Here is a 12,312-nt window from a genome sequence, read left to right as displayed (position 1 = left end):
TCTCGGAGTGGGCGGCGCTGTTCCGGACGGAACCGCGAGAACGGTGACGGTGGTCGCTTACGCGATCTCGTCGTACTGATCCGAGAGCTTCTCGGCCGCCTCGTCCATCAGCTCGGCCTCGTAGTCGTCGAGGTCCCACTCGACGACCTCCTCGATGCCGTTCGAGCCGAGCCTGACGGGAACGCCGAACGCGGTGTCCTCGTAGCCGAACTCGCCGTCGAGCACGAGCGACCCGGGCAGGACCTCGCCCGTGTCGCGGACGACGGCCTCGACCATGTGGGCGACGCCGGTCGCCGGGCCCCACTCGGTCGCGCCCTTGCGCGAGATGACGTCCATCGCGGACTCCTGCAGGTCGCCGAGGATCTCCTCCTTCTCGTCCTCGCTGAACTCGGGGTCCGTGCCGTCGACGCGGACCTTCGAGAAGACGGGCACCTGCGCGTCGCCGTGCTCGCCGAGGATGGTCGCCTCCACGTTCTGGACGGGCGCGTCGAAGCGCTCGGAGAGGACGTAGCGGAAGCGCGCCGAGTCGAGGCGGCCACCGAAGCCGATGACCTTGTGCCGGTCGCGGTCGCCCGACTCGTACAGGTGGCGGTTGAGCAGGTCCACCGGGTTCGAGGTGGTGATGGAGACGAAGTCGTCGTTGTACTCCGCGAGGGAGGAGCCGATGTCGTCCATGATGGGCGCGTTGTCGCCCGCGAGGTCGATGCGGGTCTGGCCCTCCTTGCGCGGGATACCGGCCGTGATGACGACGACGTCCGAGCCCTCGGTCGCCTCGTAACCACCCTGCCGGACCGTCGTGTTCGAGTCGTAGGCGATGCCGTGGTTCGTGTCGGCGGCCTGCCCGATGGTCGTCTCCTCCATGTCCGGGATGTCGACGAAGACGAGTTCGTCCGCGATGTCCCGAAGCGCGATGTTGTACCCCGCCGCCGCGCCGACCGTCCCGGCGGCGCCGATGACGCTCACTTTGGTCATGTGTCGTTCGTGTGTGGGTGGGCCTCACCCGTTAAGGATTGCTCTTTGCGGTGGTTCGTGGGCGAACGTGCGAAACCGCACCGCCGCGAGGGCCCCGACGGCCGACGCTCCCCGAGGGAGAGATGTCCCGGGGCCGTCCGGATGCTCCTCGCGCCCGACGCCGCTGTCAGCGATGCCGGTGGCTATTTATCACGACAGTCGCAGGCGAAGGTATGGTGGGACTCGGCGGGACGGGTGGGAACCTGGGTGTCGTCGTCGCACAGAGCGCCGAGGCCGGCGCGTACACGGGACTCGGGCCGGCCGTCCGGGCCGGCATCACGTTCGGCCTGACGCTGCTGCTCGGCGCGATGGTCGTGAACGCGCTCCCGAACCGGACCGCCCGTGCGACCGACATCGCCGTCGCGGGGCCCGTCCGGACTGTCGTCTACGGGTTCGCAACGCTCCTGCTCACGGTCGGCACCGGGTACGCGCTCCTGTTCGTCCCGCTGGTCGCCCTGTTCGCCGGGCTGGGACTGCTGCTGTTCCTGGTCGTCACATCCGTGTTCGGCGCGACCATCGTCGGTCGCTTCCTCGGCGGCACCACGACGACGCAGTGTCTCGTCATCGGCGCCGCCGTCGCCGCCGGCCTCGCGATCGTCCCGGTCGGCGGGGGCGTCGCACAGCTGGTGGTGAACGCCGTCGGCGCGGGGGCGCTCTTCCAGGAGGTCCGGCAGACGAGCCCGGACAGTGCAATCGCGAGACAGCAGAACACGGCGGATTCCGGCCCCTGACTCGAGGTCAGTCCAGCCGCTCCAGCACCGCGTCGGCGTCGTAGGCGAGCGAGAACTCCCGCGAGCGCCCGCGTCCCTCCACGTCGGCGTACTCGGCCTCGACGAGGCCCAGCTGCTCGAGCTTCTTCAGGATCTCCGAGTAGCGCGTGTAGCCCAGCCCCGTCTCGGCCTCGAAGGCGTCGTACAGATCGCCGGCCTGCTTGCCCTGGTGGTCCGCGAGCACCCGGAGGAGGTCGGCCTCCGACTCGGAGAGCCCGCGGAGGTGCCGCGAGAGGTGGACGTGCTTGGCCTTCTCGTAGGCCGTCTCCACGTCCTCCCGCTCGACGGCCGTCGACCCGCGCATCTCGGCGGTCATCCCCGAGCGCCGGAGGAGGTCGATGCCGACCCGCAGGTCGCCGCCGGCGTCGGCCGTGAGTTCGGCTACGCGGTCGAGCACCTGCGGGCCGACCACGCCCTCGCGGAAGCCACGCTCGACGCGCTCGCGGAGGATGTCGACGATCTCGGCCTCGTCGTAGGTCGGGAAGTAGACCTCCTCCGGGCGGAAGACGGACTGGACCCGCGAGTCCAGTTCGTCGATGACGTCGAGGTCCAGGTCCGAGGAGACGACGACGACGCCGATCTTCGCGCCGGAGTGCTCCTCGTGAGCGCGGATGAGCGAGTACAACGTTTCGGAGGCCTCGGACTCGTAGAACAGGTAGTTCACGTCGTCCAGCGCCACGACCAGCACCTCGTCGTCCTCGACGAGGCGGTCGGTGATCTGCGAGAAGAGTTTCTTGAACGAGATGCCCGAGGTCGGCGGCTCGTAGTCGAACATCCCCTCGAACAGCTGCGAGAAGACGGAGTAGCGCGTCGAGTTCACCTGGCAGTTCACCCGGACCGCGCGCACGTCGGGCATCCCCTGCAACTCGTCGAACAGCTTCCAGACCGCGGTGGTCTTCCCGGTGCCCGGCGGCCCGCGCATCATCACGTTCAGCGGGCGCGAGCCACGCACGGCGGGACGGAGCGCGTACTTCAGCGTCTCCATCTGGCTGTCCCGGTGCTTGAACGTCTCCGGGAGGTAGTCGAACTCGAAGACGTGCTCGTCGCGGAAGACGGACTCGTCCCAGCCGAGCATGTCCTCGCCGCCCATAATTTCACTTTCACCACGGTCGGGCGGCCACTTCAAGCTTCCCTCCGTCGTGTGACGTGGGGCACACGGGAGGGCCGTTTCGGGTCGAGGTGGGGGTACGCTCAAGCCCGCTGGTATCGTCAACGAGGGCATGCACGTCGCTGTACTGCTGTACGACGGGTTCGACGAGATGGACGCCGTCGGGCCGTTCGAGGTGTTCGCGAACGCCGCCCGCGCCGGGGCCGACTGCGAGGTCGGGCTCTACACGCTCGACGGGACCGACCGCGTCGAGGCGAGCCACGGGATGCGCGTCGAACCGGATGGGCCACTACCCCGGCTCGGGGATGGGGACCTGCTCCTCGTACCGGGCGGCGGCTGGAACGACCGCGACCGCCCGGGCGCCTGGGCCGAAGCCGAGCGCGGGGCCATCCCCGAGGCCATCGCCGACGCACACGAGGCCGGCGCCATCGTCGCGAGCGTCTGCACCGGCGGGATGCTCGCCGCGCGCGCCGGTATCCTCGCGGGCCGGCCCGCGGTCACGCACGCGAGCGCGCTCACGGACCTCGGCGAGTACGCCAGCGTGGTCGACGCCCGGGTCGTCGACGACGGCGATGTCGTGACGGCGGGTGGCGTCACCTCCGGTCTCGATCTGGCCTTCCACCTCGTCGACCGCGAGTTCGGCTCCGAGGTGGCCCGGCAGGTGGCCACCGAGATGGAGTACGCGCCGGCGGGCGACGTGGTCCGACCCTGAGCGGCACGGGGAGCGCACGGAGCGTTTATGACGGCGGGGGTGGCTACTCTCTCCCGTGCGACTGGAGAACTCGTTCATCGGGGTCCGCGGGGTCGGCGAGGCGACGGAGCAGCGGCTGTGGCAACGCGGCGTGACGCGCTGGGCCGACTACGACCCGGCCGTGGCCCGGGACTGCCGCGGCGTCGGCGCGACGACGGCCGACCGCATCGAGTCGTTCGTCGACGAGGCCCCCGAGCGACTGGACGACCGCGATGCCGCGTTCTTCGACCAGCGACTCCCCTCCAGCGAGCGCTGGCGGCTCTACGAGGACTTCCGCGACGAGGCCGCCTTCTTCGACATCGAGACGACCGGGCTGGACGAGCACCGCGACAGCGTGACCACCGTGAGCGTCCACCGCGACGGCGAGACCCGGACCCTCGTGAACGGCGGCGGAACCCAGCCGGACCACGAGCCACTGACCCGCGAACGCCTCGACGACGCCCTCGACGCCCCGCTGCTGGTGACGTTCAACGGTATCCGGTTCGACCAGCCGTTCCTCGAGACCTCGCTGGGCTGGTCGACCGAGGCCCCCCACCTCGACCTGATGTACCCCTGCAAGCGCCTCGGCCTCGACGGCGGGCTGAAGCGCATCGAGCAGGACGTCGGCATCGACCGCGACCGGCCCGACATCTCCGGCCGGGACGCGGTGCGGCTCTGGCGCGAGTACCAAGGCGGCGACGAGTCCAGCCTGGAGACGCTCGTCTCGTACAACCGCGAGGACACGGTCAACCTCCGGCGGCTGATGGACCTGGTCGGCGAGCGCCTCCACGACGAGGTCTTCGTGGCCGCGCGTGACGGTGGGAAGTAGGCGAGAGCGCACGAGGTTCCTCGGTGAGCTGAACAACAACCAGAGAAGCGGCTGTTGAAAGCCCCCGGACGCTCGGGCCGCCGGGACTCGCTGTCTCGGAAGATCGGAGATTTTCGGGATGACGAGAGAGCTTCGCTCTCTCGAACCACGCTCCTCACTCCGGTCACTCCGTTCCCGCCGTTGCGGTGCTTACCTCGTCGGGGCGACGCCGAGCGTCCGGCCCCTTTCAGTCCCGCCCGGTTCGGTGTTCCACGGTCGCGTCCACACCACGATAGCTCGCTGCGTGCGCTCCGTGGACCGAACAGTCTCGGGTGGGAATGGAAGGGGCCGGTCGCTCGACCGTTCCCGGGCGACGCAAGCACCGCAGCCGAGCGACCAGAGGGAGCGAGGCGAGGAGCGTGGTTCGAGAGACGCCTACGGCGTCTCTCGTCATCACGAGAGAGCTTCGCTCTCTCGAACGACAGCGAGTCCCGGAACGTCGAGCGACCGGGGGCTTCCTGTCCGGCCTCTTTGCCGTCGCAACCTACGAACTCCCGGGAAACACTCACCTCACCACCCAACCTCTATTCGACCATGGTCCCCGATACGGTCGAGAACACCTCCGACAGCCTCCGCGAACGCCTCGAAGCGACGATGTGGGCCCGCCACGAGAACCCCTGGAGCGGCTGGAGCCGGGTCCCGGCCGGGCCGGCGCTGATGCTCGCGGTCTACCTGCGGAGCAAGCGGCTGCTCGCGCTCGTCCTCGGCTGGGTCGTCGTCAACCCGTTCCTCTTCTCGCCACCGGACCCGGACACCGAGAGCTGGATGACCCGCGTCGTGCGCGCCGAGCGGTGGTGGCTCGACCAGGGACGCGGGACGCTGGGGCTGGGCTGGCCGAACGCCATCAACCTCGCGGGGGCAGCCGCGAACGTCGTCGCGCTCGTGGCCGCACTCCGCCGCCGACCGCGGGAACTGGTCGTGGCGACGGTCCTCGCCTCCGGGCTGAAACTGGCGTGGATCGAAGCCATCGCCCGGCAGTACGACCGACGGAACGAGGGCGAACGCGCGGAGACCGAGAGTTTCTAGAGTATTCCGACACCTATACTTTTAAAATCCATACAACCGAATAATTTGGAGTGTCGTTGGATTACGGCTGGTTCCGCCTCGCCGTCACCATCGCGGCGCGTGCGACCCGGTGGACCGCCACCACGCCGGAGACTGCGGCGACGACGAGCAGTCCCTCGGCCGCCGTGGACAACAGCCCCAGCGAGACGATGAGCGTCGTCGCGCAGGCGGGGGCGTGCTGGAGGTCCGTTGCGAGCATCGCGCCCGTCGTCAGCCCGACGCTGCAGACGCCCGCAGCGGCGAGCCGGAGCCCAGCGAGCGACTCCGGCGGCGGGACGGTGGCGACGCTCCCGTCGCCGGCCACGAGCGCGTAGCACGCTAGCCCGGCAGCGACGCCGATGGCGTGCCCGCCGATCACCCTTCGTGGGTGGGTCTCCGGGGCATCGGGCCGGTCGGCCAGCACGTACGCCGTCGGGCCGAGGCTCGGGAACAGCGCCGGCAGGCCCGTCAGCCAGGCCGCCCCGCCGGCGACGACCAGCAGGGCCGCCGAGACGACACCCGTCCGGAGCGCGAGCCGCGTCTGCGACACGTCTCCCCGGCGGGCTGCCGGCCTCAAAGCCCCCTCGCTTCGGGTCGAGCGCATAACTGAGCCGTGGATGGACGGCCGGACCCGCACGTTTTTCCGCGCGCTTCCCTTGGTGCGGGTATGCTCGATTACGTGGACCTGGAGTCGGATCTGACGGAGGAGGAGCGGATGGTGCGGGATACGGCGCGTGAGTTCGTCGAGGACGAGGTCAAGCCGGTGGTGGCGGACCACTGGATCGAGGGGACGTTCCCGATGGACCTCATCGAGGAGATGGGTGAACTGGGCTTCTACGCGCCGAACCTCTCGGGCTACGGCCTGCCGGACCTCTCGGAGACCGCCTACGGCATCCTGATGCAGGAGCTCGAAGCGGGTGACTCGGGGCTGCGCTCGATGGCCTCCGTCCAGGGCTCGCTGGTGATGTATCCCATCTACACGTACGGCAGCGAGGCACAGAAGGACGAGTGGCTCGAGGAGATGGGGACGGGCGAGAAGATCGGCTGTTTCGGCCTCACCGAGCCCAACCACGGCTCGAACCCGTCGCGGATGGAGACCCACGCCGAGGCCGAGGACGACGGGTACATCCTCAACGGCACCAAGACCTGGATCACGAACTCGCCGCTCGCGGACGTGGCGGTCGTCTGGGCGAAGGACCGCTCCGCGCCCGATAATCCGGTTCGGGGCTTCCTCGTGGAGACGGACCGCGACGGCGTCGAGACACCGAAGATCGACGAGAAACTCTCGCTCCGGGCCTCCATCACCGGGCAGATCGAGCTCTCGAACGTCTACGTGCCCGAGGCGAACGTGCTGCCCGGTGTCGAGGGGATGAAGGGCCCGCTGTCCTGCCTGACACAGGCCCGCTACGGTATCGCCTGGGGCGCCATCGGCGCGGCGCGCGATTGCTTCGAGACGGCCCGCCAGTACGCGACCGACCGCGAGCAGTTCGGCAAGCCCATCGGCAGTTTCCAGCTCCAGCAGGAGAAACTCGCCGAGATGGCCACCCAGATCACCACCGCACAGCTGCTCGCCTACCGGCTCACGGAGCTGAAGGAGCGCGGTGACCTGCGGCCCGAGCAGGTGTCGATGGCCAAGCGCAACAACGTCCGGATGGCGCGCGACCAGTCGCGCATCGCCCGCGAGATGCTGGGTGGAAACGGCATCACGGCCGACTACTCCCCGATGCGCCACATGGCCAATCTGGAGACCGTCTACACCTACGAGGGCACCCACGACATCCACTCGCTCATCCTCGGCCACGACCTCACCGGCATCCCCGCCTTCGAGTAGCGGCCCCAGCTCGGCCGCGGCGTCCCGGCCGCGGCTCGCGGTCGCCGCCGTCTCCGCTTCGTCCTACTACCCCCGCCGGTACAGGTCCAGTTCACGCGTCACCGCGTCCTCGCGCTCGACGAGGTCGAGGTACCGCTCGGCGACCGTCTCGGCGGCGAGCGCACGCTCCCCGTCGGCGTCCGGTCGGACCGCCGTCCCGATGCTGACGTACGTGACCTGCACCGACTCGAGCGACTGCGCGAGCGTCCTCGCGAGGCCGCGGGTCCCGGGCGCGACCGCGCCCCACTCGACCTGGTCCGGGCTCGCCGCCTCGGCGAACGTCGTCCCGCTGAACAGGACCGTCCCCCCGATCTCGCGGAGGTCGTCCGCGGCCGCCTGCACACACGCGAGCGACCCCGCTACCCGGATGTCGAACAGCGACCGGAGCCGGTCGACGCTCGCGTCCTCGAACGGGCGCCCGGCGCCCCCGCTCGCGTTCAGTACCAGCGCCTCGATCGGGCCGTGCGCCTCGCGGACCGTCTCGACCCCGGCGGCGACGGCGCTCTCGTCGGTGACATCCGTCTCGACGGCCGTGACCCTCTCACCGAGGTCGGCGGCCAGCGCCTCGATGAACTCGCCCGACCGCGCGAACATGCCGACATCGTAGCCGGCGGCGTGGAACCGCCGGACGACCGCTTCGCCGATGCGCGGGCCGACCCCCGCGACCAGAGCCGTGTCTGCCATCGATCGGAGTGGGTGGCGCCAGCGCCATACGTCTTCGCCGACCCCGGCGAGGCACGCGCGGCTGCCGGTGGCCGGTGCGGCGCCGCTGTCACCGCGGCTCGCGGCGTTCGGGTGGCTCCTCGGAGACGAACCGTCCCCACCAGGCCCGGCGGTCGGCCGCCGCGCGATACAGTCGCTCACGCAGCGGCCCGTAGTCGGCGGTCTGGTTCAGGAAGAGCCGCAGTTCCCGGGGGAGGACGCCCAGCCGGTCGAGGACGGCCTCGATGGCCGCGCCACACGAACGGACCTCGTCCTCGGTCAGGAGATGGGCGCAGTCCTCGTAGTCGTCGGGGAGGCGGGCCCGCTCCTCGTCGGTGAGCGCCCCGAACCCGACGATGCCGAGGTCGGTGTACTCGGCGGCGATCGCGGCCCACCACGAGCAGAAGCCGCAGTCGTCGTCGTAGACGAGCCACGCCGGCTCGCGCTCGCCCGCGTCACGCGTGTCCATGTGCGGCCGTAGGGGCGCGAGCGTCGAGTGGCTTCCGGCGACGGGGCGACGAACCGTCGTCCGGCTACGAGGGCCTCGGATCAGTCGAACCGACCGGTCTCGGCGCCGCAGTCCTGGCAGACGGTCACCAGGGCGTCCTTCTCGTCGGTCGGCTGGACGGCCTGCTCGGTCCGCTCGCCGCAGTCCCCGCACTCGCGGAGGATGGTCGTCTCGCCCATCTCGGCGGGCGCACCGATGGCGAGTGCCACGACGCGCTCGTCGGTCTCGTTGGTCCCCTGCTGCCACTCGCCCGGCGCGAAGCGGACGGCCTCGCCCTGTGCCACACGGACCTCGCCCTCCTCGATCTCGAACGTTGCGGTGCCCTCCAGCACGTAGAAGACCTCCTCCTGCCCCTCGTGCTGGTGGTAGCCGAAGGCGAAGCTCTCGCCAGGCGCGAGTTCGTAGTGGTTGATGGTGACGTCCTCGGTGCCGAGCGCCTTCGAGAGCGGCCGCTTCGCGCTCGCCGGGCTCATCCACGAGTCCACGTCCTCGATGCGCACGTGTTCCATGGCCGGCCCGTCGGGGGTGGCCGACTAAAGCCTACGCCTCCCGGTCGCCGTCGTCGGGTTCGTCGCCGTCAGCCGCACGCCGCTCGGTGTCCTCACCCTCGCTCCCGGCGGCGTGCCGACCGCCGGGGCCGTCGTCGTCCCAGTAGCCGACGGCGTCGGCCTCCCGGTAGAACGCCGGCGACGCATCACCCTCCCCACCCGGCGCCCGGCCGACGAAGGTGCCGACGGTCCCGGATTCGGGGTAGACGGCCACGTCGGGCTCGTGCATGGTCGAGACGGCCAGGAAGCGCAGCGGTGCCTCGCCCGTGTTGACGAGCTGGTGGGCGCCACGCTCGTCGGCCGGGCAGGCGACGTAGTCGCCCGCTTCGACGGGGTGGCCGTCCTCGGCATCGTCCGTCTCGTCGGTCCGGAGCCGCCCCTCGCCGGCGAGCACGAAGAACGCCTCCTCGTTGCCCCTGTGGTAGTGGAGCGGCCACGAGCGGGCGCCGGGCGGGAGTTCGTAGAGGCTCGTCCCGATGCGCTCGCCACCCGCAGCGGCGGCGAGTTGCTTCCGGCGGAAGTGGGTCGCGCCCTCCTCGGTCTCCGTCCACTCCAGGTCGGCGGCGTTCACGGGGTCCATGCGGCTGGAACCGGACGCCAGGGTCGTCAGCCTACTGGTCGCACGTGCCGCGGTAGCAGTGTCCAGAGGTTTCTTTACAGGCGAGTGGAACCCGAGGATATGCGACCCGTTCCCTCCCTGGTCGTCGCGCTGGTGGTGGTGGGGATACTCGCGCTCGCGCCACCCGCGGCGGCGATCGACGACGACCGAACCGACTCGAACGCGACGCTCACCTCCGGCGAGCCGTACTGTGAGGGACAGGAGGCCTTCTTCGGCGCCACAAACAGCAGCGCCAACGCCACCTACGAGGTCACGACGGAGGACCCGCCGCCGCTCGCGCCGCCGGAGAAGGAGGTCGCCCTCGACGCGAACGCGACCGGAGTGGTCCCGACGAGCGGCCTCCAGGGGGTCTACGTCCTGCGCAACGCGAGCGGGGCGCCGGTCGTGGTCGACGGGACGGGCTACCAGGTCGGGACCGGGAACGCCTCCGACGCCTCATGGGAGGTGCTCGACTGCACCTTCCGCGTCGTCCCTCGGCAGACGACCGTCGAGGTCGGCGCGGACGGCGGGAGCGCGTCGTTCAACGTTCGGGCCAGCGACGACGACGCCGTCTACGTCCGCTCCGAGCGCCTCGACCTCGGCACCCTCGCCGACCTGACCGGCGGGACCGGGACCGCCGACGGCGTCCGGGTCCCCGTCTCGGACGGGCGGCTGGGGATGGAGTTCCCCGCGACCTTCGCCTGCCGTGCCGGCGAGTACGAGTTCACCATCGAGGGTGTCTCGACCGGCGCGACGACGACCGAGCGCGTCGGGCTGGATGCGACCACCGAGACCAGGGTCCTCCTCGACGAGTCACCCGTCACCGTCGACCCCGGCGAGACCGCCGGCATCGGCGTCCTGACCCGCTGCCAGCCGAGCGTGACCGTCCGCATCGGCTCGGCGAACGCCTCGTTCCTCGCGAACGCGACGTTCACCACCACCCGCGAGAACAACTACGGCGAACTCCGGTTCGACACGGCGGTCGCGGGCTCGGCGCCGCCGGACGAGCTGTTCGACGCGACCACCGGCGCCACCTTCGCGAACGCGACCGTCGAGCGCCGCCCCGACGCCGACGCGCTCCCGCCCGGTAACTACCGCCTGACGGTGTACCAGGGCGGCCGCCAGCAGGACGTCGGGACGTTCCGGGTCCGGTCGACGGCGACACCGACGGCCACGCCGACCGCCGGACCGACGGTCACGGCGACACCCACACCCACGGCGACGGCCCGCGAGACCCGGCGTGGGGGCGCGGGAACGCCGACCCGGACCGGGTCACCGTCGTCCACCCCGACAACCACGACCACCGCGACACCGAGCCCGGACGCGTCACCGGCGGCCACCGCGACACCGAGTCCGACGGCGGCGCCGGTCACCGCGACCGACGGGCAGCCCGGGTTCGGCCTGCCGGCGGTACTCGCCGCGCTCCTGTGCGGGCTCGGGCTCGTACTCGCCCGTCGGGAGCGGTGAGGCGGCGGCGCGCCCGGCCCAAGACACTTACCGGAACCACACTCGTCCTCGGACGATGCGACGACATGCCCTCCTCGCGGTCGTCGTCGTCGGCCTCGCACTCGCGGGCGCCGGCGCCACGACCGCGACACCGTCGCCGGTCGCAGGGTCACACAACGACACCATCACCGCCGAGTTCCAGCCCGACACGGTCGCGGCAGGGGCGAACACGACTCTGCTGGTGAACAACACCAGCTCCGACACCATCAGCATCGACAGCCCCGACATGCCGGCCGAGCGCCTCCACCGCGTCGTCGAGGGCTCCCCCAGCGGCGACGAGGTCATCGCCAACGTCTCCGACGGCCGCGTCGCGGTGCGGTTCGACGAGTGCGGACGACCCGGCGAGTACGAGTTCGTCCTGAGCGGGACCACGATGACGCCGAACGCGAACGCCACCGTCGAGGTGGTCGCACCGGCGGACACCAGCCCGGCGTTCGAGGATTCCGTGACGCGTGTCCGCCCAGGTGGGACCGCTGCCATCGGCATCGACACCGACTGCGGCGACCGCGCCACGCTCCACGTCGGCTCCGGGTCGGCGAACTTCAGCGCGAACGCCACGCTGAACCTCTCGCCCGGACACAACGTCGTCAGCCTCGACACGAACGCGACGAACACGGCCGACGCAGTGTTCGCGGCCGGCCCGAACGCGACGCTCGCGAACGTGACGCTCGCGGACCCGGCGGACCCGCCGCTGCCCGCGGGCGAGTACGACCTCACGCTCACCGTCAACGGGAGCGCGACGGACCTGGGCGTCCTCAGCGTGACCGAGGACGCGAACCGCAACGGGTCGACGACGCCCACCGCCACCCCCACGCCGACCACTCCCACCGCGGGCCCGGAGCCGCCGACCCCCTCGCCCAGTCCCCACGCCCCGGACACGCCGGACACAGCGACCGCCTCACCGACCCCGACCGACGGGGACGACGGAACGCCGCCCGTGACGAGTAGTGATGGACAGCCCGGATTCGGCGTGGGAGTCGCGATTATCTCGATAATCTCCGCACTCTACGCCAGGAAGCCGACATAACTCGATAACGGTGCTGGGGACA

The 12,312-nt window shown here is 70.7% G+C and carries 13 protein-coding genes and 1 pseudogene; 7 read left to right on the top strand and 7 right to left on the bottom strand.

Annotation, left to right across the window (positions count from 1 at the left end; all coding sequences use genetic code 11):
- Positions 1-57 precede the first annotated feature (57 nt).
- On the bottom strand, positions 58-972 hold the full coding sequence (mdh, locus tag P2T62_RS02030) for a malate dehydrogenase (protein ID WP_276259823.1): 915 nt from the start codon (positions 970-972) through the stop codon (positions 58-60).
- Positions 973-1,184: 212 nt separating this feature from the next.
- Between mdh and P2T62_RS02025 the strand changes: the two genes are divergently transcribed.
- Positions 1,185-1,742 carry a DUF8173 domain-containing protein gene (locus P2T62_RS02025; RefSeq protein WP_276259822.1) on the top strand — a complete coding sequence of 186 codons (558 nt, stop codon included), beginning with the start codon at positions 1,185-1,187 and terminating at the stop codon, positions 1,740-1,742.
- A 7-nt stretch (positions 1,743-1,749) separates the two neighbouring features.
- On the opposite strand, the gene P2T62_RS02020 is transcribed toward P2T62_RS02025, so the two are convergent.
- Positions 1,750-2,871, bottom strand: coding sequence for an ORC1-type DNA replication protein (locus P2T62_RS02020; protein ID WP_276259821.1), 1,122 nt, complete (start codon positions 2,869-2,871; stop codon positions 1,750-1,752).
- A gap of 130 nt (positions 2,872-3,001) precedes the next feature.
- On the opposite strand from P2T62_RS02020, the gene P2T62_RS02015 reads away from it, so the two are divergent.
- From P2T62_RS02015 to P2T62_RS02005, 3 genes are all read left to right on the top strand, one after another.
- On the top strand, positions 3,002-3,601 hold the full coding sequence (locus P2T62_RS02015) for a DJ-1/PfpI family protein (RefSeq protein ID WP_276259820.1): 600 nt from the start codon (positions 3,002-3,004) through the stop codon (positions 3,599-3,601).
- Positions 3,602-3,656: 55 nt separating this feature from the next.
- A complete protein-coding gene (locus P2T62_RS02010) occupies positions 3,657-4,448 on the top strand; it encodes a ribonuclease H-like domain-containing protein (protein ID WP_276259819.1) in 792 nt (263 codons plus the stop codon).
- A 573-nt stretch (positions 4,449-5,021) separates the two neighbouring features.
- A complete protein-coding gene (locus tag P2T62_RS02005; RefSeq protein ID WP_276259818.1) occupies positions 5,022-5,513 on the top strand; it encodes a DUF6653 family protein in 492 nt (163 codons plus the stop codon).
- Between the two features lie 61 nt (positions 5,514-5,574).
- On the opposite strand, the gene P2T62_RS02000 is transcribed toward P2T62_RS02005, so the two are convergent.
- On the bottom strand, positions 5,575-6,081 hold the full coding sequence (locus P2T62_RS02000) for an HPP family protein (RefSeq protein WP_276259817.1): 507 nt from the start codon (positions 6,079-6,081) through the stop codon (positions 5,575-5,577).
- Between the two features lie 117 nt (positions 6,082-6,198).
- Here P2T62_RS02000 and P2T62_RS01995 point away from each other — a divergent pair, with 117 nt between their 5' ends.
- Entirely contained in the window at positions 6,199-7,362 is a 1,164-nt protein-coding gene (locus tag P2T62_RS01995) for an acyl-CoA dehydrogenase family protein (RefSeq protein ID WP_276259816.1), read from the top strand.
- A 66-nt stretch (positions 7,363-7,428) separates the two neighbouring features.
- On the opposite strand, the gene P2T62_RS01990 is transcribed toward P2T62_RS01995, so the two are convergent.
- The 4 genes and pseudogenes from P2T62_RS01990 to P2T62_RS01975 form a co-directional block, all read right to left on the bottom strand.
- The gene (locus P2T62_RS01990; protein WP_276259815.1) at positions 7,429-8,085 is read right to left on the bottom strand and encodes an SDR family oxidoreductase; all 657 of its coding nucleotides are present in this window, start codon (positions 8,083-8,085) and stop codon (positions 7,429-7,431) included.
- A gap of 88 nt (positions 8,086-8,173) precedes the next feature.
- Positions 8,174-8,572, bottom strand: a complete 399-nt coding sequence (locus P2T62_RS01985) for a DCC1-like thiol-disulfide oxidoreductase family protein (RefSeq protein WP_276259814.1) — start codon at positions 8,570-8,572, stop codon at positions 8,174-8,176.
- Between the two features lie 80 nt (positions 8,573-8,652).
- Positions 8,653-9,120: a cupin domain-containing protein gene (locus tag P2T62_RS01980; protein WP_276259813.1), complete on the bottom strand. Its 468-nt coding sequence runs from the start codon at positions 9,118-9,120 to the stop codon at positions 8,653-8,655.
- Positions 9,121-9,256: 136 nt separating this feature from the next.
- A pseudogene (locus P2T62_RS01975) lies at positions 9,257-9,739 on the bottom strand (cupin domain-containing protein); the annotation flags it as partial.
- Between the two features lie 99 nt (positions 9,740-9,838).
- On the opposite strand from P2T62_RS01975, the gene P2T62_RS01970 reads away from it, so the two are divergent.
- Both P2T62_RS01970 and P2T62_RS01965 read left to right on the top strand, forming a co-directional pair.
- Positions 9,839-11,224, top strand: coding sequence for a hypothetical protein (locus P2T62_RS01970; protein ID WP_276259811.1), 1,386 nt, complete (start codon positions 9,839-9,841; stop codon positions 11,222-11,224).
- A 55-nt stretch (positions 11,225-11,279) separates the two neighbouring features.
- Positions 11,280-12,290 carry a hypothetical protein gene (locus P2T62_RS01965; protein WP_276259810.1) on the top strand — a complete coding sequence of 337 codons (1,011 nt, stop codon included), beginning with the start codon at positions 11,280-11,282 and terminating at the stop codon, positions 12,288-12,290.
- Positions 12,291-12,312 lie beyond the last annotated feature (22 nt).

Origin of the sequence: Haloglomus litoreum (assembly GCF_029338515.1) — an archaeon.
In the GTDB taxonomy this organism is placed as follows: domain Archaea; phylum Halobacteriota; class Halobacteria; order Halobacteriales; family Haloarculaceae; genus Haloglomus; species Haloglomus litoreum.
Note: the sequence above shows the minus strand (reverse complement) of the source record. Positions and strands in the feature narration are given on the sequence as shown.